21 protein-coding genes and 1 other annotated feature are annotated in these 24,578 nt (G+C 37.1%); of the genes, 14 read left to right on the top strand and 7 right to left on the bottom strand.

Going from position 1 to position 24,578, the window contains the following annotated elements; genetic code table 11:
* Positions 1-198: 198 nt before the first annotated feature.
* The 3 genes from gshA (at position 199) to JEP40_RS18075 (ending at position 3,400) form a co-directional block, all read left to right on the top strand.
* A complete protein-coding gene (gshA, locus tag JEP40_RS18085) occupies positions 199-1,782 on the top strand; it encodes a glutamate--cysteine ligase (RefSeq protein WP_198624665.1) in 1,584 nt (527 codons plus the stop codon).
* A gap of 162 nt (positions 1,783-1,944) precedes the next feature.
* Positions 1,945-2,460 carry an S-ribosylhomocysteine lyase gene (luxS, locus tag JEP40_RS18080; RefSeq protein ID WP_198624664.1) on the top strand — a complete coding sequence of 172 codons (516 nt, stop codon included), beginning with the start codon at positions 1,945-1,947 and terminating at the stop codon, positions 2,458-2,460.
* A 190-nt stretch (positions 2,461-2,650) separates the two neighbouring features.
* Complete coding sequence (locus JEP40_RS18075; protein ID WP_198624663.1) at positions 2,651-3,400, top strand: hypothetical protein; 750 nt, start codon at positions 2,651-2,653, stop codon at positions 3,398-3,400.
* 45 nt (positions 3,401-3,445) lie between these two features.
* On the opposite strand, the gene JEP40_RS18070 is transcribed toward JEP40_RS18075, so the two are convergent.
* Entirely contained in the window at positions 3,446-4,720 is a 1,275-nt protein-coding gene (locus JEP40_RS18070) for a CNNM domain-containing protein (protein WP_198624662.1), read from the bottom strand.
* Positions 4,721-4,753: 33 nt separating this feature from the next.
* Positions 4,754-5,554: a cytochrome C assembly family protein gene (locus JEP40_RS18065; protein ID WP_198624661.1), complete on the bottom strand. Its 801-nt coding sequence runs from the start codon at positions 5,552-5,554 to the stop codon at positions 4,754-4,756.
* A 172-nt stretch (positions 5,555-5,726) separates the two neighbouring features.
* On the opposite strand from JEP40_RS18065, the gene ffh reads away from it, so the two are divergent.
* From ffh to JEP40_RS18025, 8 genes are all read left to right on the top strand, one after another.
* A complete protein-coding gene (gene ffh / locus JEP40_RS18060) occupies positions 5,727-7,088 on the top strand; it encodes a signal recognition particle protein (protein ID WP_198624660.1) in 1,362 nt (453 codons plus the stop codon).
* Between the two features lie 137 nt (positions 7,089-7,225).
* Positions 7,226-7,474, top strand: a complete 249-nt coding sequence (gene rpsP, locus JEP40_RS18055) for a 30S ribosomal protein S16 (protein ID WP_004244772.1) — start codon at positions 7,226-7,228, stop codon at positions 7,472-7,474.
* An 18-nt stretch (positions 7,475-7,492) separates the two neighbouring features.
* Complete coding sequence (gene rimM, locus JEP40_RS18050; RefSeq protein WP_036932577.1) at positions 7,493-8,038, top strand: ribosome maturation factor RimM; 546 nt, start codon at positions 7,493-7,495, stop codon at positions 8,036-8,038.
* Between the two features lie 38 nt (positions 8,039-8,076).
* On the top strand, positions 8,077-8,829 hold the full coding sequence (gene trmD / locus JEP40_RS18045; protein ID WP_072070877.1) for a tRNA (guanosine(37)-N1)-methyltransferase TrmD: 753 nt from the start codon (positions 8,077-8,079) through the stop codon (positions 8,827-8,829).
* Positions 8,830-8,881: 52 nt separating this feature from the next.
* On the top strand, positions 8,882-9,235 hold the full coding sequence (gene rplS, locus JEP40_RS18040) for a 50S ribosomal protein L19 (protein WP_036932575.1): 354 nt from the start codon (positions 8,882-8,884) through the stop codon (positions 9,233-9,235).
* A 384-nt stretch (positions 9,236-9,619) separates the two neighbouring features.
* Complete coding sequence (locus tag JEP40_RS18035) at positions 9,620-10,714, top strand: 3-deoxy-7-phosphoheptulonate synthase (RefSeq protein WP_269814770.1); 1,095 nt, start codon at positions 9,620-9,622, stop codon at positions 10,712-10,714.
* Positions 10,715-10,749: 35 nt separating this feature from the next.
* Positions 10,750-11,874: a bifunctional chorismate mutase/prephenate dehydrogenase gene (tyrA, locus tag JEP40_RS18030; RefSeq protein WP_198624659.1), complete on the top strand. Its 1,125-nt coding sequence runs from the start codon at positions 10,750-10,752 to the stop codon at positions 11,872-11,874.
* 887 nt (positions 11,875-12,761) lie between these two features.
* A complete protein-coding gene (locus JEP40_RS18025; RefSeq protein WP_109409473.1) occupies positions 12,762-14,102 on the top strand; it encodes an anaerobic C4-dicarboxylate transporter in 1,341 nt (446 codons plus the stop codon).
* 84 nt (positions 14,103-14,186) lie between these two features.
* On the opposite strand, the gene pheA is transcribed toward JEP40_RS18025, so the two are convergent.
* From pheA to bamD, 3 genes are all read right to left on the bottom strand, one after another.
* Positions 14,187-15,344: a bifunctional chorismate mutase/prephenate dehydratase gene (gene pheA, locus JEP40_RS18020; RefSeq protein WP_198624658.1), complete on the bottom strand. Its 1,158-nt coding sequence runs from the start codon at positions 15,342-15,344 to the stop codon at positions 14,187-14,189.
* 35 nt (positions 15,345-15,379) lie between these two features.
* Positions 15,380-15,496: a sequence feature (Phe leader region), on the bottom strand.
* 155 nt (positions 15,497-15,651) lie between these two features.
* Positions 15,652-15,987, bottom strand: coding sequence for a ribosome-associated translation inhibitor RaiA (gene raiA, locus JEP40_RS18015; RefSeq protein WP_198624657.1), 336 nt, complete (start codon positions 15,985-15,987; stop codon positions 15,652-15,654).
* Between the two features lie 271 nt (positions 15,988-16,258).
* Positions 16,259-16,993, bottom strand: coding sequence for an outer membrane protein assembly factor BamD (bamD, locus tag JEP40_RS18010; protein ID WP_072070872.1), 735 nt, complete (start codon positions 16,991-16,993; stop codon positions 16,259-16,261).
* A gap of 135 nt (positions 16,994-17,128) precedes the next feature.
* Between bamD and rluD the strand changes: the two genes are divergently transcribed.
* The 3 genes from rluD (at position 17,129) to clpB (ending at position 21,556) form a co-directional block, all read left to right on the top strand.
* The gene (gene rluD / locus JEP40_RS18005) at positions 17,129-18,106 is read left to right on the top strand and encodes a 23S rRNA pseudouridine(1911/1915/1917) synthase RluD (protein ID WP_198624656.1); all 978 of its coding nucleotides are present in this window, start codon (positions 17,129-17,131) and stop codon (positions 18,104-18,106) included.
* Complete coding sequence (yfiH, locus tag JEP40_RS18000) at positions 18,107-18,838, top strand: purine nucleoside phosphorylase YfiH (RefSeq protein ID WP_198624655.1); 732 nt, start codon at positions 18,107-18,109, stop codon at positions 18,836-18,838. It abuts the gene before it with no gap.
* Between the two features lie 144 nt (positions 18,839-18,982).
* Entirely contained in the window at positions 18,983-21,556 is a 2,574-nt protein-coding gene (clpB, locus tag JEP40_RS17995; RefSeq protein ID WP_198624654.1) for an ATP-dependent chaperone ClpB, read from the top strand.
* 69 nt (positions 21,557-21,625) lie between these two features.
* Here the strand turns inward: clpB and JEP40_RS17990 are convergent, their stop codons facing one another.
* Entirely contained in the window at positions 21,626-23,215 is a 1,590-nt protein-coding gene (locus JEP40_RS17990) for an amidohydrolase family protein (RefSeq protein WP_198624653.1), read from the bottom strand.
* Positions 23,216-23,492: 277 nt separating this feature from the next.
* Positions 23,493-24,107: a TetR/AcrR family transcriptional regulator gene (locus JEP40_RS17985; protein ID WP_198624652.1), complete on the bottom strand. Its 615-nt coding sequence runs from the start codon at positions 24,105-24,107 to the stop codon at positions 23,493-23,495.
* Positions 24,108-24,578 lie beyond the last annotated feature (471 nt).

Here is a 24,578-nt window from a genome sequence, read left to right as displayed (position 1 = left end):
TCCAGGATGCACCATCTTTAAAGCCTCGCTATTGCGAGGCTTTTTGCTTTCTAGAATTCTCTTACTTCTTATGATGTTAAGGTTTTTTTTAGCACCAACTAACAATGCTAACATCATCTAATCAGCGACAATTTAGTGACTTTACGATAAAGTAACTCCTATCTATCTACTTACATTAATCAACGCGGGAGGTCACCTTTGATCCCGGACGTATCCAAAGCGCTTTCTTGGTTGGAAGCACACCCTAAAGTTTTATGTGGCATCCACCGTGGTATTGAGCGCGAAACTTTAAGAGTAACGCCAGAAGGCAATTTAGCATCAACAGAACACCCTATCTCATTGGGTAAATCATTAACTCATAAATGGATCACAACGGATTTCGCTGAGTCTCTGTTAGAGTTTATTACACCTGTTGATGACAATATTTCACATACCCTGCATTTTTTAGGTGATTTACATCGCTATACGGCACGTCACTTAGACAATGAACGCATGTGGCCTATGAGTATGCCTTGCTTTATTGAAGCAGAAGATAAGATTACACTTGCTCAATTTGGCACATCCAATGTAGGACGTTTTAAAACACTATATCGTGAAGGGTTGAAAAATCGTTATGGTGCTTTAATGCAAACTATTTCAGGTGTGCATTATAACTTTTCATTGCCTATTGAATTTTGGCAAGCTTGGGCGAATGTAAAAGACGAAAAAAGTGGTAAAGAAGCGATTTCAGATGGTTATCTGCGTTTGATCCGTAACTATTATCGCTTTGGTTGGATTATTCCTTTCTTCTTTGGCGCATCGCCAGCAATTTGTGGATCTTTCTTAAAGGGAAGAGAAACAAACTTACCATTTGAAAGTACGCCAAAAGGTGCGAAGTATTTACCTTATGCAACGTCATTACGTTTAAGTGATTTGGGATATACCAATAAATCGCAAAGTGATTTAGATATTACCTTTAATCACCTCGAAACCTATGTTAAAGGGCTGAAAAAAGCGATTCATAAACCATCTGACGAATTTGCTAAACTGGGTGTTAAGAATAAAGATGATGAGTACATTCAATTAAACACCAATGTACTGCAGATTGAAAATGAGCTTTATGCACCTATTCGTCCTAAGCGTGTCGTTAAAGGTGATGAATCGCCTTCTGATGCTTTATTACGTGGTGGTATTGAATATATCGAAGTTCGTTCACTCGATATCAATCCATTTACGCCAATTGGTGTCGATGAAACTCAAATTCGCTTCCTTGATTTATTCTTAATTTGGTGTGTTTTAGCTGATGCACCAGAAATGAGTGCTTCTGAATTAGCGTGTTGTCGCGCAAATTGGAATAACGTTATTCTAGAAGGACGTAAGCCTGGTCAAGTTATTGGAATGGGTTGTGGTGAAAGAAAAGAGCCATTAGCACAAGTGGGTAAAGCGTTATTTGCGGATTTAAAACGAGTGGCAAATGTTCTTGATTGTTGTTCTGGCACAAAATATATGGAAGTTTGTGTTAAGTTAGAAGAAATGTTCGATAATCCAGAATTAACTTTTTCTGGCAGATTGTTAGAAAAAATAAAAACACAAGGCATTGGCAGTTACGGTTTATCTTTAGCGGAAGAGTATTACCAAGAATTAATTAAAACGCCTTATGAAACGTTGACTGATGAAGCTTTTGATCATGAGAGAATTTCATCCATAAAACGTCAAGAAGAGTTAGAAAAGAGTGATACCATTTCTTTTGATGAGTATTTGAAGATCCATGCAGGGGCAAATGCCGATAACGTGGCTTCCTAAACTTAGATAGAAAAAAGCCACACTAAGATTTGTGTGGCTGAAAAATTCTATAGAGAAATAGGGATGATAACATTTTGCGCGTATTCATTACTAAGACCGAGCTACTTGCAGAAAGTTTCATTTTTTTTTAAAAATATTTAAATTTTTCTTAGGAGGTTTTTTATGCCTTTATTGGATAGCTTTACTGTTGATCATACACGTATGTCTGCACCAGCTGTACGCGTTGCTAAAACAATGAAAACGCCATCTGGTGATACCATCACGGTATTTGATTTACGTTTTACTGTGCCAAATAAAAAAGCCATGCCTGAGAAAGGAATTCACACGTTAGAGCACTTGTTCGCTGGCTTCATGCGTAATCATCTTAATGGTAATGGTGTTGAGATTATTGATATCTCCCCAATGGGATGCCGTACAGGCTTCTATATGAGCTTAATTGGGCAACCAGAAGAACAGCGAGTTGCTAATGCATGGAAAGCAGCAATGGAAGATGTTTTGAAAGTAAAAGATCAAAACCATATTCCTGAGTTAAATGTGTATCAATGTGGTACTTATGAAATGCATTCTTTGGCTGAAGCGCAAGATATCGCACGAGATATTTTAGCTCATAGTATCGGTATTAATCATAACGACGAATTAGCACTTCCTGAAGAGACATTAAAAGAGCTACATATCTAGTCTTAGCTACTTTGTAAAACTAGGGGACAATAGATCAAGAAATTCGTATCCTGATTTATTGTCTCTTTTTATCCTAATTTCTTTCCTATTTTTCTTTTCGTTATCCCATTGTTTTATTTTCTTATCTTCTTATATTGTTATCACAATAATGGATTAAATTTATGCCTAATACACGGAGTACACTTTTGTTATGGAAAATCACCTATTCTCATCACCTAAATTGGTTTTAGAGTTTTTTGTTCGAGAATTTTATTTCTTTGGTAAAAGTACGCTACGTACTCAATTTCCTAAAGATGCTTTTTTCTATCAAGGCCCTTCTAAAGCACAAGAATATCGTTATTTTGAGCGTGTACATAAACAGTATGTTAGACGGTTTCACTCTGAATCAGAACTCATTATCAAGCCTGAATATTTGTTATTTTCATCAGAAATAGAAACTCAACGATTTGAAAAAATAACTAAGGCTGAAACTAATACGATAATGAAAATTGGTGGGGATTATCTCTATAAAGAAAAAGAAGATGAAGAATATCATTGGTATTTTCAGGAGGATAGAATTAAAACCAATAGTTATTCTGGCGAAAATTTAGATTTAAAATATGAAAATATTAAGACTTTAGCACCTCATCATTTCAATATTGAATCAGTAAAAGATGATGGCTCTATCATTACTAATTTTCCACGTAAGTCTCTTTCTCTTACTTTAAACAAAGGCGAAACAGCATGTTTTATTTGCCGACGAGAAGAGTATGGTTATTCTTATTCTCATGAACCTGCTCTTAATTTAGTGATGTGGATAAAAAATCATGGTTTTTATTCTGATTATCAACAAGCAAGACCCACTCAACTTAAGACAGAACAAGTGATAGATCCTTTCTATTTGAAACCTGCAAGAGAATTTGATTTTCGTAATAGCAAATTACGATTTGAACTCGGATAAACAGCAAAAATAAAGCGCTTATTTAAGCGCTTTATTTTGTATTCGTTAATGATGAGGGATCACGAGGTGGCGAATTAAAGCCTTTTTGATGACGTTGTCCTGAACTTCAAGTATTTCAAATTCATAATCACTGACTTTTATCTTATTGCCGACAACGGGTAAGTCGCCAAGCTCTTCAATAATGACGCCATTAATGGTTCTGGCTTCATCTTCAGGTAAATGCCAGCCAAATGCTTTATTGATATCTCGAATATTTGTTGTACCGTCAACGAGCAATGAGCCATCTTTTTGAGGAATAACTTCTTCTGCTAATGAAGGCGACATTGAGGTGGTAAAGTCACCCACAATTTCTTCTAGAATATCTTCAACGGTGACCAAACCTTGAATTTCACCGTATTCATCAACCACAACACCCGCTTTTTCATTATTAAGCTGAAAATTAACAAGCTGTAAATTTAAAGGTGTGCTTTCAGGAATAAAATAGACTTTATCTGCCGCTTTTATCAAAATTTGTTTAGTGAATTCTTTTTTCTCTGTCATTAAGCGATAGGCTTCGCGTACTCGTAGCATTCCAATGGTATCATCGAGAGTATCGCGATAAAGTACAATTCGACCGTGAGGAGAATGAGTTAACTGTCTTACGATGGATTTCCATTCGTCATTGACATCGATACCAAAAATCTCATTTCTTGGCACCATAATATCGCCAATAGTCACTTTTTCTAAATCAAGAATAGAAAGCAACATATTTTGATTTCTTTGAGAAAGCTTCGATTTTGATTCATTTACAATGGTTCTAAGCTCTTCTTTTGAAACAGCATTACCTTGTATTACTGGCGATTTGATCCCCAAAATTCGCATTAGTATTAATGTGATTTTATTAAAAAACCAAACAATCGGTAACATGAGTTTTTGTAATGGCGAAAGAATGACGCTACTTGGATAGGCAACTCGTTCTGGATACAGCGCTGCGATTGATTTTGGAAGTACTTCAGCAAAAATAAGGATCACAAAAGTTAATATACCTGTGGCTATAGCAACACCAGCATCACCATATAAACGAATACCCACAATAGTCGCTAATGCAGATGCAACGATATTAATCAGATTATTGCCAATCAATACCAAACTGATCAATCTATCAGGACGTTGTAATAGTTTTTCAACACGTTTCGCAGAGCGATTTCCTTGTTTTGCCGCATGACGAAGACGATAACGATTAATCGTCATCATGCTGGTTTCTGTTCCAGAAAAATAAGCTGAGGCAATAATCATCGCTATTAGTATGATAATGAGCGTAGTAGTCGACACATGCTCCAAAATTGAGATCCTTTTGCTACCCTAAAATAAAAATTAATTAAGCACTAACTCTTGTAATAAACGATTACCAAAAAAAGCTAATGTCAAAATAATGGCGCCAATCAAGTTAAAAACAATGACTTTTTTTCCTCTCCATCCTTCGCGGAAATGTCCCCATAATAAAATGACGTAAACAAACCAAGCGATGATAGAAAAAATCGATTTATGGATATTTTCTTTACCAAAAATATTATCCATATACACCAAACCTGTACACAATGTTAGTGTTAGGAGCACAACACCCACTTGTGTGATGTGAAACATTTTTCGCTCAATTGTCATTAATGGAGGCATTTGAGGTGAAAATTTTAACTTCTTATTCTTTAGTTGATAGTCTAGCCAACTCAGTTGCAATGCATATAACGCTGCAATTAACAATGTGGCATAGCTTAATAATGCAAGTCCAATATGGATAAAGAGTGATGTGCTACTTTCAAGATGTGTAACAAACTCACCAGGCATGAGCGCTGCAATGACAAGATTGACTATTGCAAAACAATAAACAATAGGTAGTAAAAACCATGCTCGGCCACGGGAAGCCACAATCGTCATAATAACGCAGACCATCAAGCTCACAATAGCACCTAGATTGGTGAGTGAAAGATCCTGTCCGCTGTGGGGACGGAAAATTAAAAATTTTAATGAAATAGCATGCGCAACAAGCGCAATAACCGCGAAGAGGAGTGCTAATCCGCGGTATCCATTCTGCTCTTTTCGTAACAGACCCGGTAAAATGAGCACCAGACTGAGTAAATAAGCGCAGACAGCGACGATAGAGATTGATATAACGGGCATAGTTTCGCTTACATATATTGTTTGAATAACTTCCTAGTATAGCGCTAGGAGCATTCGGCTCCAACTATTGAAGTCATTAAGCTTAAATCTCTATGCAGAGATCCGCGAGTCATCGTGATATAATCGATGGCATACATACTGATAAGCCCAACTTTAACACTGAGCTAAGATAATGTTTGAGAATTTAAGTGACAGATTATCGCGCACGCTGCGCAATATAAGCGGTCGAGGAAGATTGACCGAAGAAAACATTAAAGAGACACTGCGTGAAGTGCGTATGGCGTTATTAGAAGCCGACGTTGCCTTACCTGTGGTTCGTGATTTTATTGCGCGAGTTAAAGAAAGCGCAGTAGGACATGAAGTTAACAAAAGCCTGACACCGGGTCAGGAGTTTGTGAAGATTGTTCAAAATGAACTCGTCAATGCGATGGGGGAAGTCAATACTGACCTTGATCTTTCTGCTCAGCCACCTGCTGTTGTTTTAATGGCGGGCTTGCAAGGTGCCGGTAAAACAACCAGTGTTGCAAAATTAGGTAAATTTTTAAAAGAGAAAAAGAAGAAAAAAGTTCTAGTTGTTTCTGCTGATGTTTATCGCCCAGCGGCGATTAAACAACTTGAAACATTGGCTGAGACAGTTGGTATTGATTTCTTCCCTTCTACAGTGCAAGAAAACCCAGTGACGATTGCAAGCAATGCATTAAAACATGCACAGCTTCAATTTTATGATGTATTACTGGTGGATACCGCAGGACGTTTGCACATAGATGAAGGCATGATGGAGGAGATCCAACTTCTTCATAAAGCTATTAATCCGGTTGAAACCTTGTTTGTTGTCGACGCTATGACGGGTCAAGACGCAGCAAATACAGCAAAAGCCTTTAACGAAGCATTACCATTAACAGGGGTTGTCTTAACTAAAGTTGATGGTGATGCGCGTGGTGGTGCGGCGTTATCAATTCGTCATATCACAGGTAAACCTATTAAATTCCTCGGTGTTGGGGAAAAAACAGAAGCTTTAGAACCTTTCCATCCAGATCGTATCGCCTCTCGTATTTTAGGCATGGGTGATGTTCTGTCGTTGATTGAAGATATTGAAAGTAAAGTTGACAGAGCACAAGCTGAAAAGCTGGCGACGAAGCTTAAAAAAGGTGATGGCTTTGATCTAAATGATTTCTTAGATCAATTAAAGCAAATGAAGAACATGGGTGGCATGGCGAGTATGTTAAGCAAAATGCCAGGTATGTCTCAGGTGCCGGATGCAGTAAAATCACAAATGGATGATTCAATTTTAGTAAAAATGGAAGCCATTATTAATTCCATGACTAAAAAAGAGCGCCAAAAACCCGAAATCATCAAAGGGTCTCGAAAACGTCGTATTGCGACAGGTTCAGGAACGCAAGTGCAAGACGTCAACCGTTTGTTAAAACAGTTTGATGATATGCAACGTATGATGAAAAAAATGAAAAAAGGTGGCATGGCTAAGATGATGCGTAGCATGAAAGGTATGATGCCACCGGGATTTCCAGGCCGTTAAAATCAAAAATCCGGAAAAAAAACGTGCTTTGGATTGCTTTTTTCCCCAAAGTGAGTAAACTTTTCGGGCTTTTTATATGACAACCGGACTCCGTTCCTCGATGGCGTCTGGTTGTTTTATTAACTAATGAGGATGTTATGGTAACAATTCGTTTAGCTCGTGGCGGCGCAAAAAAGCGTCCGTTTTACCAAGTAGTAGTAACCGATAGCCGCAATGCGCGTGATGGTCGTTTCATTGAACGCGTAGGCTTTTATAACCCACTGGCAACCGGTAATGCAGAAGAATTACGTTTAGACGTAGACCGTGTTGAACACTGGGTTGCTCAAGGCGCAACTGTTTCAGAACGTGTTGCTGGCCTGATCAAATCAGCGAAGAAAAGCGCTTAATCTGTCGCGGTGGTAACAATGAGCGAACAAAAAACCTTAAAAGAGCCTGTAGAACCTATTGTTATGGGTAAGTTGGGCTCACCTTACGGGATCCGTGGTTGGCTCAGAGTTTTTTCCTCCACCGAACATGCCGAAAACATTTTTGAATATCAACCGTGGTTTATTCAACGACATGGACAATGGGAAACCATTGAAATTGAAAGTTGGAAACATCACAACCAAGATATTATCGTCAAGCTAAAAGGTATTGACGACAGAGATGCAGCTAATTTCCTGACTAATGTTGAAATTGTCGTGAATGCATCGCAACTGCCTGAACTTGAAGGTGAATATTACTGGAAAGATCTGATGGGTTGCCATGTTGAAACTGACAAAGGCTACGATTTAGGTGTCATTACTGACATGATGGAAACTGGCTCAAATGACGTAATGGTCATTAAAGCTAATCTGAAAGATGCATTCGGTGTTGGGGAACGGTTAGTTCCGTTTCTTGATGGGCAGGTTATCAAGAAAGTCGATCTCTCAGCGAAAAAAATTATCGTTGATTGGGATCCTGGTTTTTAGATTATCCGGTTAACGGTTCTCAATAGTGGGACACGAAAATGTGGATTGGGGTAATTAGCCTATTTCCAGAAATGTTCCGCTCTATAACCGAGTACGGGGTGACTGGTCGGGCAGTTAAGCATGGTTTGCTTAATGTAGAATGTTGGAATCCCCGAGATTTTACATACGACAGACACAATACTGTTGATGATCGTCCTTATGGCGGTGGTCCTGGTATGTTGATGATGGTACAGCCCTTAAGGGAAGCCATTCATCAAGCGAAAGCTGCGGCCGGTGATGGAGCAAAGGTGATTTATTTATCACCTCAGGGACGCAAACTCGATCAACAAGGAGTTTGTGAACTGGCAACAAATGAGAAGTTAATTCTAGTTTGTGGTCGGTATGAAGGTATAGATGAGCGTGTCATTCAAACCGAAATTGATGAAGAATGGTCTGTGGGTGATTACGTATTAAGTGGTGGGGAATTACCTGCCATGATAATGATAGATGCGGTTGCACGTTTTGTTCCGGGGGTTCTCGGGCATGCGGCCTCTGCAAAAGAAGATTCTTTTGCTGAAGGTTTACTGGATCATCCTCACTATACTCGCCCAGAGGTTTTAGATGGTATGGAAGTACCGGCAGTTCTGCTGTCAGGCAACCATGCACATATTAATCGCTGGCGTATGAAACAATCACTGGGTCGAACCTGGCTAAGAAGACCTGAGCTTCTGGAAAGCCTAGCTCTGACTGACGAGCAAAGAGTGCTGTTAACAGAATTCCAACGGGAATATCTGGAAAGTACAGCAGAGTAAGTCTGACACAAGGTGTCATTAATATCAGTTTACCTAGGGTAAGAGAGTTATTATGAGCAATATTATTAAGCAAATCGAACAAGAACAAATGAAGCAAGATGTACCTTCATTTCGTCCAGGCGATAATGTAGAAGTTAAGGTATGGGTTGTTGAAGGTTCTAAAAAACGTCTGCAGGCATTCGAGGGCGTGGTTATCGCTATTCGTAACCGCGGTCTGCACTCTGCATTTACTGTTCGTAAAATTTCTAATGGCGAAGGTGTTGAGCGTGTATTCCAAACTCACTCTCCAGTCGTAGATAGCATCACTGTGAAACGTCGTGGTGCGGTTCGCCAAGCTAAACTGTACTACCTGCGTGAGCGTTCAGGTAAGGCTGCTCGTATCAAAGAGCGTCTTAACGCTAAATAATACGCTTTCGCACATCCGAAAGTTATTGTTAAAAGGTCAGCATTTGCTGACCTTTTTTATGTTGAATTATTATATTGTCGCTTGTTTTTATATTCCTCTCTTTTTAACTCCTCTTATTCCAAGATTCATTAAAAGATAATGTGTAAATATTTAATTACACCTCTTTGTTTTAGTTTAATCGTGGTCACATTATTATCATTTTTTTAAAATAATTTAATTAATTGTAATTTAATGATTATTTGTAATTAATTCTCTTGATGTAAACTTTAGCTTACAGTTATGTCAATTTCATTAAAAATACGGATTGATTTCTTTACATTGCGTGTTATCTTATCTTTCAGACAGACAACAAATCACAATGACAGATATAAAAAGGTAAAAATTATGATCATGCAAAAAGATGCACTCAATAATGTGAATATCAGCGAAGAGCTGGTTTTAATTACGCCTGAAGAGTTAAAACAAAAATACCCATTGAGTCGCAATGATCTGCATGCCATTGCTCAATCACGTCAAACAATCTCTGAAATTGTTCAACGTCGTGATCCTCGTTTACTTGTGGTATGTGGGCCTTGTTCCATTCATGACGTTGATGTTGCTATCGATTACGCAAAGCGTCTGAAGGTATTAGCGTCTGAATTAAGTGATAGTCTGTACATTGTGATGCGTGTCTACTTTGAAAAACCTCGTACAACAGTGGGTTGGAAAGGCTTAATTAGTGATCCATTTATGGATGGTAGTTTTGAAATGGAAAAGGGATTACATATTGCGCGAAAATTACTGACTGAATTAGTGCAATTAGGTTTGCCTTTGGCAACAGAAGCATTAGATCCTAATAATCCACAATACTTAGGGGATTTATTTAGTTGGTCTGCGATTGGTGCAAGGACAACAGAATCTCAAACTCACCGTGAAATGGCATCTGGACTTTCAATGCCTGTAGGTTTTAAAAACGGAACCGATGGTAATCTAGATACGGCAATTAATGCAATGAAGGCGGCCTCTATGCCACACCGTTTTATGGGAATTAATCAATCAGGGCAAGTGTGTTTATTACAAACGCAAGGTAACCCTGATGGGCATGTCATTCTACGTGGTGGTAAAACGCCAAATTACCATGAAGAAGACGTGGCGCAATGTGAAGCCCATATGGTAAAAGCAGGTTTAAAACCGTCATTAATGATCGATTGTAGCCACGGCAATTCGAATAAAGATTACCGTCGTCAAACCGCAGTGGTTGATTCAGTGATTGAGCAGATCACTAAAGGCAATAAATCTATCACAGGTATTATGTTAGAAAGTCATATTAATGAAGGTAATCAATCATCAGAACAGCCTCGTAGCGAAATGAAATACGGTGTTTCAGTCACCGATGCATGCATCAGTTGGGAAACAACAGAATCTGTATTAAGAAATTTACATGCACAAATTTCACCTATTTTAGCTCAGCGTGAAGAGCAATTTAAAAAAGTCAGTTAAGTTAGATAATCATAAAGAAAAAGAGGCAAGCATAGATGGCTGAAGAATTACAAAATTTGCGTGAGCAAATCGATCAGGTTGATAAATCACTGCTTTCTTTACTTGCGAAAAGAATGCAATTGGTAGCAGAAGTTGGTGAAGTTAAGAATCGCCATGGTTTACCGATTTATGCCCCTGATAGAGAAGCCTCAATGCTTGCTTCTCGACGTAATGATGCGCAGAAAATAGGAATATCCCCAGATTTGATTGAAGATGTGTTACGCCGAGTAATGCGTGAGTCTTATACTAAAGAAAATGACAAAGGCTTTAAAACGCTAAATCCTCAACTGGGTAAAATTGTGATTGTGGGGGGGAATGGTAAAATGGGAAAACTATTTTCCCGTTTGTTTACCCTTTCTGGTTATCAAGTTGAAAGTTTAGAAGCAAATGAATGGCAAACAAAATCACCTGCTATTTTTGATAATGCAGGCATGGTTATTATTAGTGTGCCTATCCATTTAACTGTTGAGGTTATTGAAAAGCTTCCTCTTTTACCTGAAAATTGTTTGTTAGTTGATCTTGCTTCTATTAAAAAAGTACCTTTAGAAGCGATGTTAAAAGCACATAGTGGGCCGGTTTTAGGTCTTCATCCTATGTTTGGCCCGGATGTACCTAGCTTAGCAAAACAGGTTGTGGCTTATTGTGAAGGTCGTAACCATGAAGAGTTTGAATGGTTGCTGGAGCAATTGATGGTATGGGGTGCGAGAATTGAGGCAATTACACCAGAAGAGCATGATAAAAACATGAGTTTTATTCAGGCCCTTCGACATTTTACAACTTTTGCTTATGGTCAGCATTTGGCAAAAGAGAAAGTCGATCTGGCGAGTTTACTTAGATTGTCATCTCCTATTTATCGTTTAGAGTTGGCAATGATAGGGCGACTATTTGCTCAAGATCCTCAACTGTATGCAGATATTATCTTATCATCAAAAGAGAATATTGAATTAATCCGCAGATATCATCATTCTTTAGGTCAAGCTATCGATTTATTGGATATTAATGCAAAGAATGAGTTTGTTCATTCATTTAATAACGTGAGTGATTGGTTTGGTGATTATGCTCCTCAATTTATGAAAGAGAGTGGGGTATTATTACAAAAAGCCAATGACAGTCGTATCTAGCTATATAGCATTTAGCTACATATAAAAGATATAAAAAGCCGAACAGATGATTGTTCGGCTTTTATTTTTGCGAATTATTTATTGGGTTTGTCTGGTTTATTACCACTTATCATCACAAGGTGGTTAAATGCAACCATTAAAAAACAGTTATATTAGGATCAGTTGTGTTTGTCTCATTTTGTTAATACTCATTTATTGATGATTTGTTTTGTATGTTTTCATTATGAAATTGAGTATTTATATAGTTAGAAAATAGAAATAAAAGTATAAAATATATAGTTTAAGAATAAGAATTCCCTTTGAAATAATATAGTTATAAATTAATAATCCTTAGGATCTGGGCATGGACTTACTGTACAACGCTGTAAATGTGATTGATTACTCATCGAATAAGTATAATACCCCTTCTCGGAATCAACCCTATCTGTATTGTTATTAAAAAATAGGCTTAAAATCAGTATGATAAAAATATTCATATTATTTTCCTGTCTTTTTCAAATTTAATAATAAATAGAACTACCTACTTTTATTAAGGAAATAAGAGTGGGTAAGCTTAAATATATATTTAAAAACAATAAGATAAATATCTATTTTTATTAATTCACTAATGTCTTTCATATCTCGATGTTATTTAATTGTTATTATTGAGTTTAATTAAATAACTATTAATGTTCGATATTGTCTTTTATTAAAAATAATTTGTTGATAGGTTCTTAAAATTGAATGAAATATAAAAGTATTATTAAAAATATAACAATGATCAAGAAAATAGGTATAACAATTATCGTAAATTACATTTTATAAACTATGTTTTTTACAAGAAGTGCTAAAAAATCAATTGTATTATTTTTTATTTGTATTCCGACGTGCTTTTCAAGGGGTAAACTATGGATTTTATAATACAACTCGCCATTATATTAGTGTGTTTATTTTATGGAGCAAGGAAGGGGGGAATAGCATTAGGTCTGCTCGGTGGTGTTGGTTTGGTTATTTTAGTTTTCATTTTTAACTTACCACCAGGAAAGCCACCAGTTGATGTAATGTTAGTGATTATTGCTGTTGTTTCTGCATCCGCAACATTACAAGCATCAGGTGGATTAGATGTTATGTTGCAAATAGCAGAAAAATTATTGCGTAAAAATCCAAAATATATCTCTATTGTTGCACCACTTGTAACTTGTACCCTTACAATCCTATGTGGTACAGGACACGTTGTTTATACCATTTTGCCAATTATCTATGATGTGTCGATTAAAAATAATATCCGTCCAGAAAGGCCAATGGCTGCAAGTACTATTGGTTCACAAATGGGGATTATTGCAAGTCCTGTTTCTGTTGCGGTTGTAACCTTAGTGGCAATGCTAGGTGACGTAACTTTTAATGGTAAGCATCTTGAATTCTTAGATTTATTAGCAATTACAATTCCTTCTACTTTTATTGGTATTTTAGCGATTGGTATTTTCAGTTGGTTTAGAGGTAAGGATTTAGATAAAGACCAACGCTTCCAAGAGTTTATTTCAGTTCCTGAAAACCATGATTATGTTTATGGTGATACAGCAACACTTTTAGATAAAAAATTGCCGATGAAAAACTGGGTGGCAATGTGGATATTTTTAGGTGCTATTGCCGTTGTTGCAATATTAGGTGCTTTTTCTGAAATACGTCCTGTATTTAATGGCAAACCGTTATCTATGGTGCTCGTTATTCAGATGTTTATGTTATTAGCCGGCGCATCAATTATTATTATTTGTAAAACCAATCCGTCTCTTATTTCTAAAAATGAAGTATTCCGTTCAGGGATGATAGCTATTGTTGCTGTATATGGTATTGCTTGGATGGCAGAAACTATGTTCTCTGCACATATGAAAGAAATAGAGGCAGCCTTAGGGCAATTAGTACGAGAATATCCTTGGGCTTATGCCGTTGTCTTATTATTAGTATCTAAGTTTGTTAACTCTCAAGCAGCTGCTTTAGCGGCAATTGTGCCTTTAGCATTGGGTATTGGTGTTGATCCTGCTTATATCATTGCATCTGCACCAGCTTGTTATGGTTACTATATTCTACCAACTTATCCTAGTGACTTAGCCGCTATTCAATTTGACCGTTCTGGTACAACCCGGATAGGGCGTTTTGTTATTAACCATAGCTTTATTCTTCCGGGATTAATTGGTGTAACAGTTTCCTGTGTCTTTGGTTGGGTATTTGCTGCGATGTATGGCTTCTTATAATTAGTGATAACGTAAAATTACGAGATAAAAAGAAAAGCCAGATAGTGATCCACTATCTGGTTTATTTATTAGTGAATCGTTTTATTATTTTACTTCGACTGGCACTACGTTCTCTGAAGGATAACAACCTAATATTTTTAATGACCGTGTTGTTTGTGATAAATCATGTAAAGCCTTTTGCATATTTATATCGCGCAAATTAGCTTGAACATCAATATAAAACATTTCTTCCCAAGGCGTACCATTAATAGGGCGAGATTCTAATTTCGTCATAATAATGTCGTATTTTTTTAAAATCATTAAAGCATCAACTAAAGCGCCTGCTTGTTGTCCTGTAGCCATTAAGAATGTTGTTTTTGCAGGAACTTGCTCTGACACATCAATTGCTTTACGTGCAATAACAATAAAACGTGTTACGTTTATTTGCTGATTTGCTAAATTATTTGCTAAAGGTTTTAAACCATAAAGAGATCCACCGGCTTCACTGCCAATAGCCGCAACATGTGGTGATTGTGCAAGAGCTACTTTTTCCATTGCAGCAGCAGTACTTTCGCAATATTCAATTTTCCAGTTTGGATACTGATTTAAATAATGGCTACATTGTTGGAAAGGTTGAGGATGGCTATAAATAGTTTGTAATTCTTCTGTCGAACTATCAACGCTGGTTAAAAGTGCATGATTAATTGGAATACGAATTTCACCCACAATTGACAGTGATGTTGTTTGCAGTAAATCGTAAACATCATTAATTGCGCCAGAGCTGGTATTCTCAATAGGCAATAAGCCATAATCAGCTTGGCCTGTATCAACCAGTGTAAAAATATCGTCAAATTTTTGACAAGTACAATCAATGATTGTATCAAAATGACGGGCGGCATATTGGCGAGCAGCAATATGAGAATAAGAGCCTTTGGGGCCTAAATAAGCAATCCTTGCAGATTCATTTGGTGTCGCATTTAGATGTTGCTGTAAAATTGCTTGCTGGGTTAATACGGAATCTTCAATAATCATTTGGAAAATGCGGCTGATATAAAAACCATCTAGACCAACTTTTTTTCCTTTCTCAATTAATAAATCAAGTAATTCACGTTCACGATTTTTATCTCTAATAGGGCGATGTGTATTCAATTTAAATTGAGCGACATCAGCAGATAATTGGCGTCTATTTGCTAACAACGTGAGTAATTCTGAATCTAACGTTGTGATTTTATCTCTGATTGCTAATAAATCGAGTTTTTCCATGTTTTAGCCCTATACCTTTGCGTCATACCATTATAAATAAAAAAGCCTCCATTTTTGGAGGCTATTGTCGTTCTTAGTTTTCTTTCTGAAATGACAAAGCCTCTTAATGAAAGAGTAAAAAGAAAAAGAAGAAAGACAAAAATGAATGCGTCGTCATTATATTGTTTGGTAAATTATTTAACATATAGCTATCAAACATGATGATGTGAAAGGAGTCAAGAAAAATACAATAAAAAGCGCATCACGAGGATGCGCAGAGGCGTTTTGAGTCAGTGATTTATTCTAATTTTTAATCTAGCTTTACTATTTACATTTCATCGACAAGTAAATTTTCTTCTTTCAAGCTGTTATCCGCTCGACGAGATTCATTTTTATGCTGAATTTTGTTTAATTGACGCTCAAGTTTTGCTAACAAATCATTAATAGCGACATACATATCTGCGTGTTGTGCATTAGCGACCAATTGCCCATTTGGTATGTGAATGCTGGCATCAACACTAAAACCTTTAGGATCTTTCGTCAGAATAATACGAGGATTGATTAAATTCACCTGCCATTTATTAAGTTTAGTTAGACGGCTTTCAATGTGTTCACGTAGTGCTGGGGTAATTTCCATTTGTTTACTAGTAATATTTATAATCATATAGTTACCTCTTAATTACTCCGTCTTCGATAACTTCAGAATATCGTGATACACAATTAAAAACATGATCAAAATCACTTTTTGTTAGTTGTATGTGTAACAAGTAATAGAAACGTGACAAATGATAAATAGCTGAAAAAGAGCGCTTGTTAAGTTGTATTTATTCAGTCATATTAGGAAGGTTGGGCTGATGAAAAGTAAAGACAATCCAGTTAAAAAAGAATAAAAAAACAGCAGCGATAAGCTGCTGTTTTTGATGGTGATGGGTGGGTTAAGCTGGATTTGCTGCAATCAATGAAGCCACTTTATCTGCTTCTTGTGTCAGACCTAACTCTTTATAGGCGTTTTCCATGTATTCAAGCGCATCACGAGTAGCTTGTGTATCAGGATAATCACGCATCATTTGCTCTACTCTATTAATAACCGCGACATAAGCCCCTCGTTTAGTATAGAATTTCGCAACTGAAAGTTCATACTTCGCTAAACGGTTTTTAAGAAAGACAAGGCGCTTGGTTGCATCAGCGACGTAAAGGCTATCAGGGTAGTAACGTACTAATTGACTGAAGTCTTTAAATGCCACAATTGCATGTTGAGGATCACGGTCTGAACGATCAATACCAAAGAATCCTTGTAATGCACTATCATCTAATGCTTGAGCTGTTAAGCCTCGCATATAAAGAACATAGTCAATATTAGGATGGGTTGGGTTTAATCGCATAAAACGGTCAATTGCAGTAATCGCCATTGGCAGTTCCGCTGATTTATAATAAGCATAAATCAAGTCGAGCTGAACTTGTTGCGAGTAAGGGCCAAAAGGATAGCGATTATCGAGAGACTCTAATTGTTTGATAGCCGCTCCATAATTGCCATCTAGCAATTTTTCCTGGCTGGTTGTGTAAAGCTCAGAAGGCGACATATCGGCAGTAGCGTCTTTGTCTGAACTCGAACAGCCAGAAAGTAACAGGCTTACAGTGGCCGCTGCCACCAGGTATTTAATGCGTCTCATCACGTATTGATTATCCTCTGAATAGGTTTGGGGAGTCTCTCCGTGAAGCTCCCCTAAAATCGGTTACACTATAACTCATTTTAAATGAAACGGCTGTGCCGTCAAAACACTAACTTAATTAATAGAAAACTATTTATGTCTCAACAAATACGACTTAATGCTACAGTCGCAGATTCACAGCTGGGTCAACGCTTAGATCAGGCTTTGGCCGAATTGTTCCCTGATTATTCAAGATCTCGTATAAAAGAGTGGATCTTAGACAATAGAGTGCAGGTTAACGATAAAATCATCAATAAGCCAAAGGAAAAAATGCTTGGCGGTGAAAAAATTGAAGTCGATGCCTTAATTGAAGAGGAAGTACGCTGGGAGCCTCAGAATATTCCGTTAAATATCGTTTATGAAGATGACGATATTTTAGTGATCAATAAACCAAGGGATCTCGTTGTTCATCCTGGTGCTGGTAACCCTGATGGTACCGTATTAAATGCATTACTTTATCGTTATCCTGAAATTGCTAATGTACCTCGCGCAGGTATTGTCCATCGTTTGGATAAAGATACAACAGGTTTAATGGTTGTTGCAAAAACAGTTCCAGCTCAAACCCATCTAGTTGAAGCTTTACAGCGTCGCGAAATCACGCGTGAGTATGAAGCAGTTGCGACGGGAAGAATGACTGCGGGTGGATTAGTCAATGAACCAATTTCTCGACATCCGACTAAGCGTACGCATATGGCTGTACACCCAATGGGTAAACCTGCAGTAACACATTATCGCGTCATGGAACATTTCCGTGCTCATACACGTTTACGTTTACGCTTAGAAACTGGGCGTACTCATCAAATTCGTGTTCATATGGCGCATATTCATCATGCTTTAATTGGTGATCAGCTTTATGCAGGAAGACCACGTCCTTTAAAAGGTGCATCAGAAGAGTTGCGTGAAACGCTACGTTTATTTGATAGACAAGCATTACATGCAACGATGTTACGACTTTACCATCCGATCACTGGTATTGAAATGGAATGGCATGCGCCATTACCTGATGATATGGTTAAGCTTATCGATGTATTAAAAGATGATGCTGAACAATTTAAAGATGAAATGGATTGGTAAATGACTTCATTGATTTTTCCAGATTGGCCACAACCTGAGAATATTGGGGCTTGCAGTACGCTCAGAGAAGGTGGTATTAGTTTGCCACCTTATCATAGCCTTAATTTAGGTACACATGTTGGTGATGATTTGTCTTGTGTTGAAGAAAATAGGCACAGACTTTGTCAACAAGCTCAGTTACCTGAAATGCCATTATGGCTTGAACAAGTTCATGGCACTCACGTTGTTACGTTAAATACTGAGAAAAATAGTGAAGTAGAAGGTGATGCCCTTTATACCTCTACTGCGAAAAAAGTTTGTGCGATTATGACGGCAGATTGCCTACCTGTTCTTTTTACAACGTTAGATGGAACAGAAATTGGTGCAGCGCATGGTGGATGGAGAGGGCTTTGCCATGGAGTATTACAAAATACACTTGCACAGTTTAAAGCACCAAGACATCAAATAATGGCATGGCTGGGCCCTGCAATTGGCCCCAGTGCTTTTGAAGTTGGGGCTGAGGTACGTTTGGCTTTTATTGAAAAAAATAAGGCCTTTGATCTCGCATTTATTCCTCATAATGGTAAATATTTAGCTAATATCTATATGTTAGCGAGAATAATTTTACAGGAAAATGGGGTAATACAGATTTACGGTGGTGATTTCTGTACTGTGACAGAGAAATCGCGTTTCTTCTCATATAGACGTGAACAGATAACCGGTCGAATGGCGTCATTAATCTGGATTAAATAAACTTTTCCAACAGTTTTTCTTACTTACCTCAAATATTGATAAATATTTTTGCTCAAAATTTTTATTTTGAGCTTGAATATTGTCAAAATGACCTCATCTATTCTCCAGTTACGAATTTTACTTTAAATTTTACTTGGAGGTGTTATGCGCCTGGATAAATTAACCAATAAATTCCAGCAAGCTCTCGCAGACGCCCAGTCATTGGCACTTGGGAACGATAATCAATTTATAGAACCCATACATTTACTGAGTGCGTTATTTAATCAACAAGGTGGCTCAATTCGCCCTCTATTAACATCAACGGGTGTTAATGCATCGCAATTTAATGAGCGAATTAATGAAGCTTTGTCTCGATTACCTAAAGTTGAAGGTGCTGGTGGAGAGGTTCATCCCTCTAATGATCTTATTAAACACCTTAATTTGTGCGATAAATTGGCACAGAAAAAAGGTGACGATTTTATTTCGTCAGAGCTCTTCCTTTTAGCCGCAATGGAAACCGGTGGTCAAGTTGCTGATATGCTAAAAGCTGCGGGTGCTAATAAAGCGAGTCTTGAGATAGCGATTGAAAAAATACGTGGTGGAGAAACAGTGAACGATCAAAATGCAGAAGACCAACGTCAGGCATTGAAAAAATATACTGTGGATTTAACGGAAAGAGCAGAACAAGGCAAACTCGATCCTGTCATTGGTCGTGATGAAGAAATCAGAAGAACCATTCAGGTTCTACAACGTCGTACTAAAAATAACCCAGTACTTATCGGTGAGCCTGGTGTTGGTAAAACGGCGATTGTTGAAGGATTAGCTCAACGTATTGTTAACGGTGAAGTGCCAGAAGGTTTAAAAAATAAACGTGTACTCTCTCTTGATATGGGCTCTTTATTAGCGGGTGCTAAATATCGCGGAGAGTTTGAAGAGCGTTTAAAAGCAGTTTTAAATGATTTATCTAAGCAGGAAGGTAGTGTCATTCTGTTTATTGATGAATTACATACAATGGTCGGTGCTGGTAAAGCTGATGGTGCTATGGACGCGGGTAATATGTTAAAACCAGCCTTAGCACGTGGTGAATTACACTGTGTTGGTGCAACAACACTTGATGAATATCGTCAATATATAGAGAAAGATGCTGCTTTAGAGCGTCGTTTCCAAAAAGTGTATGTAGCAGAGCCAACAGTAGAAGATACCATCGCTATTTTACGTGGTCTGAAAGAACGTTATGAGCTTCATCATCATGTTCAAATTACAGATCCAGCTATTGTTGCAGCAGCGACTTTATCACATCGGTATATTTCTGACCGTATGTTGCCAGATAAAGCGATTGACTTAATTGATGAAGCGGGTGCAAGCCTACGTATGCAAATGGATTCAAAACCAGAAGCATTAGATAGACTTGATAGACGTATTATTCAGCTGAAACTTGAACAACAAGCACTGCAAAAAGAGTCTGATGATGCAAGTAAAAAACGTTTAGAAATGCTAAATGAAGAGCTTGCTGAAAAAGAGAAAGAGTATTCTGCTTTAGAAGAAGAGTGGAAAGCAGAAAAAGCAGAGCTGACAGGAACTCAGCATATTAAATCAGAATTAGAGCAAGCTCGTATTGCATTAGAGCAAGCTCGCCGTAGCGGTGATTTGGCAAAAATGTCAGAAATCCAATATGGACAAATTCCGACTTTAGAAAAACAGCTTGCTGAAGCGAATAAAGCTGAAGATAAACATATGAAGCTGTTACGTAATAAAGTCACTGATGCTGAAATTGCTGAAATCTTAGCGCGTTGGACCGGTATTCCTGTTTCTAGAATGCTAGAGGGGGAACGTGAAAAACTGCTAAGAATGGAACAGGAATTACATAGACGTGTTATTGGTCAGGCAGAAGCAGTTAGCGCGGTATCAAATGCGATACGTCGTAGCCGTGCTGGGTTGTCTGATCCTAATCGCCCAATTGGTTCGTTCTTATTTTTAGGGCCAACAGGGGTGGGTAAAACAGAATTATGTAAAGCATTAGCAAACTTCTTGTTTGATAGTGATGATGCAATGGTTCGTATCGATATGTCTGAGTTTATGGAAAAACATTCCGTTTCTCGTTTAGTGGGGGCGTCTCCAGGATATGTTGGTTACGAAGAAGGTGGATATTTAACAGAGGCAGTTCGCCGTCGTCCTTATTCAGTTATCTTATTAGATGAAGTTGAAAAAGCGCACCCTGATGTATTCAATATATTATTACAAGTATTGGATGATGGTCGTTTAACGGATGGACAAGGTAGAACCGTCGATTTTCGTAATACCGTTGTGATTATGACATCAAACTTGGGTTCTGATTTAATTCAGGAACGTTTCGGAACACTTGATTATCCTGAAATGAAAACAATAGTGATGGATGTAGTTGGTCATCATTTCAGACCAGAGTTTATTAACCGTATTGATGAGGTTGTGGTATTCCACCCATTAGGTAAAGAAAATATTGCAGCGATTGCACAAATTCAGTTACGTCGTTTATACCAACGTTTAGAAGAGCGTGGTTATCATGTCACAATTACAGGTGCAGCATTAGAAAAATTGAGTGAAGTTGGTTTTGACCCAATTTATGGTGCTCGCCCATTGAAACGGGCTATCCAACAAGAGGTTGAAAACCCATTAGCTCAAGATATTTTGTCAGGCAAGTTATTGCCAGGCAAAGAGATTATCTTAGATTTAGATGATAATAAGATAATCGCAAAACAATAGTTAATGTTCTATTTATTTGATAGCAAAGCCTACAAACCGAAACTTGTAGGCTTTTTTATTGAAACAACCTTATTTTTTATATGCTTGAGCAAAGTTTTCTCTTGCTTGCTCTTGTGCCACATCAAAAAACTGAGCAATTTCTTCAGGAGAAACATTCGGGATATTTTTTGCTTTTTCTTGAATGCGTTTTAATGTTGCAGTAGCTTCAGTTCTAATTTTTTCTACATCATGATGGAGTAATTTACCAAAACGTTTTTTAACTTCGCCATTAATAATAACTGTATCAACGTCAGAAGCAGTAGTTTGTAATACAACTGAACCTGCAGGATAACTAGAAGGAACAAAAGCTTTTCTTTGAGATACGATAATAATATCTGCTTTTTTATTTGGCGTAAGGGTACCTATCTGTTTTTCCATTCCTAATGCTTCAGCACTACCTTGAGTTGCCCAAGTCAAGGCATCTCTAACACTTAAATCAATGTGAGTCGTTGTTTTACCGGTCCGATTAGCTGTAGCTTCATTATCCATGCAACGTTGGAATTGTAATCCTAAGCGCATTTGTGAAAATAAATCACCAGAACCAACACAAACAATATCTGTACTTAATCCCGGCTTAAATCCATGGTCAATGCTCGCACGGAAAGGAGGTCTTCCCATTCCCATTTGCATTTCTGTTTCTGGAGCTATAGAAATTTTCCCACCTGTTTGAGACAAAATATCCCATTCACTACGATCTAAGGAGGTACAGTGAATATGTAGATGACCAGGATGGAGAAGATTGTTTTGTTTTAGCTCATGTAATCCTTTTAATAAAATAGATTTTTCTGCGGCTCCTGTATGTGAGGCAATAAAAATCCCCATTTTTTTAGCTTGTTCAATTTCTTGGCGTGTATGCTCAAATGGAATGGTTCCAAAATCACTCAGCAATACTCCCATTTTGTTTATTGTATTGTTATTTTTATAAAAATTTTGATAAATCTCTTTTGCTGTATCAATACGTTGTGAATGTGTTTTAAACCTATTTTCACCTTTATAATCATAAGATTGCATACCATAGGCATAGATACTACGGATCCCAGATTCACGTAAAGAACCAATGGCGGCTACGGCATGTTGAGGTGTGTTTACACAATCACAGCAATCTAAAATCGTCGTTACTCCAGCATCTAAAGCTTCTAAAGAGCCGACTAAGGTTGCCATTTTTAAATCTTCAGCTTCCATTAATGCACCGATACCATAGAAAACTGAGTTTAAAAAATGCGCCAATGACATATCGGCAGAAATGCTTCTTAAAAGAGACATCCATGTATGTCGATGGCTATCAATTATACCTGGAAGAATAATGCCACCTTCCGCATCAATTAATTCTGCATCGATATGGGCAAATTTAGAAATATCCCCGACATCTATAATAGTGTCATTTTCAATTAAAACGGCTCCATTCTCTAAATCACCATATTTTTCGTCCATTGTTATGACATAGCCGTTATATATGATTTTTTTAGATTTTTTAGTCGCAATATAGTCTCTATTTTCTTTATTCAAAGAAGATGATATTGCTGAAGCATTATTCGGTGTAGTAAGTGCTAGGCCCAAAGAGCCTACACCAGCAGCTTTAATAAAAGAGCGCCTTGAAATTGTATTTTTATTATCTGTCATGATGTTATCTCAACGAAAAAAAAGTGTATTGTTCAGTACGGAATTATTCTAGCAGTATTTTTTTATGTATTAAATAGTACATAATTTTTTTTTGGTGTTTTTTTAATACAGCGTACATTTTCGTTGATGTAAAAATGAAGAATAAAGAAGGAGGGGGTATGAATAGAAGTAAGAGTAAGTTGATATAATTTAATGAAAAACTGTATTGAAGCCTGCCCTTTTTGTGAATGCAAATAAGTAAACAGGCTAAATCGTATAGGTATAAAGAAAAGAGTAATTATTTTTCTTTTTTTTCTAATAGAAGGTAATCACCAATAATTAAAGCGCACAATTTACATTGTTGACGTATTTCTTCAGTTGTTGGCGAGTAATCAGAAGTAATCAATGCTTTCATAAAGAAGTTAGTTTTTAACATCTCAATAAAAAATCCAGCAACATGATGTAGCTGTTCAAAATCTAAATTGATTTCTTCTAATTTATCGAGTTCTTGTGCCAAATACTTATAGCTATTTTCTGGTGCAAGTTGATTAAATGCTTGTCCTAGCATTGGAAAATGTACTGATTCAGCAATAACTAAACGGTAAAGACCCATTGTTTTAGGCTCAAGTAGTTTATTGATGAATGAAAAACCAAAGTGTTCAAGTAGCTGGTATGCTGTTTTATGTTCCAGCATCTTATTTTGTACTTCAAGAAAGATATCATTGATTAGACTTTCAATTACTGCGGAAAATAATCCCTCTTTATTTTTAAAGTGATGGTAAAGCGTTGAGCGAGAGCCTCCTGATTTCTGAATAATCATATCAAGAGATGTTTTTTCATAACCATAGATCAAAAAGCAGTCTATAGCTGCATTTATCATCGCTTGGGTTCGTTGTTGCCCTTTCGTAGTCAATTTAGGTTTTCTTCTATGTTCCATAGTATTTAAGAAAGTGGATTGTTAAATAAAGTAGCGTATGGCTTAGTATAACATTGAAAATGTGTGGCTCTATGAGATAAACGTAACTACCAGTGTATACAAACCAGGAAAGCTCAGAAGTCGATTTGATATATGCATGTGAGAAAGCACAATAATGATTAAATTTATTGAGATTGGATAATAAGATAAGAAAGCTTATTTAAGAGCACTTATTATTGTTTGTCGTTTATTTAATGTAAATAAAGAAAGAAGCCAAATCGAATTTACTACTTTTGTTTGTTTTCCAATCAATCTATGGCTATGATTTATCCATTGGAAGTCAAATTGCCTACAAAGCGCGCTATCGAAATTTTTTTTGAAAATAATGCTTGTCACATTCAGAAAACTCCCTATAATGCGCCCTCGTTGTCACGGCAAACCACGCTAAGTGAGTTAGCCGAGAGAACA

Origin of the sequence: Proteus vulgaris (genome assembly GCF_016239305.1) — a bacterium.
Lineage (GTDB): Bacteria > Pseudomonadota > Gammaproteobacteria > Enterobacterales > Enterobacteriaceae > Proteus > Proteus vulgaris_C.
The sequence above is the reverse complement of the archived record's forward strand: the minus strand, read 5'-3'. Positions and strand labels throughout refer to the sequence as shown.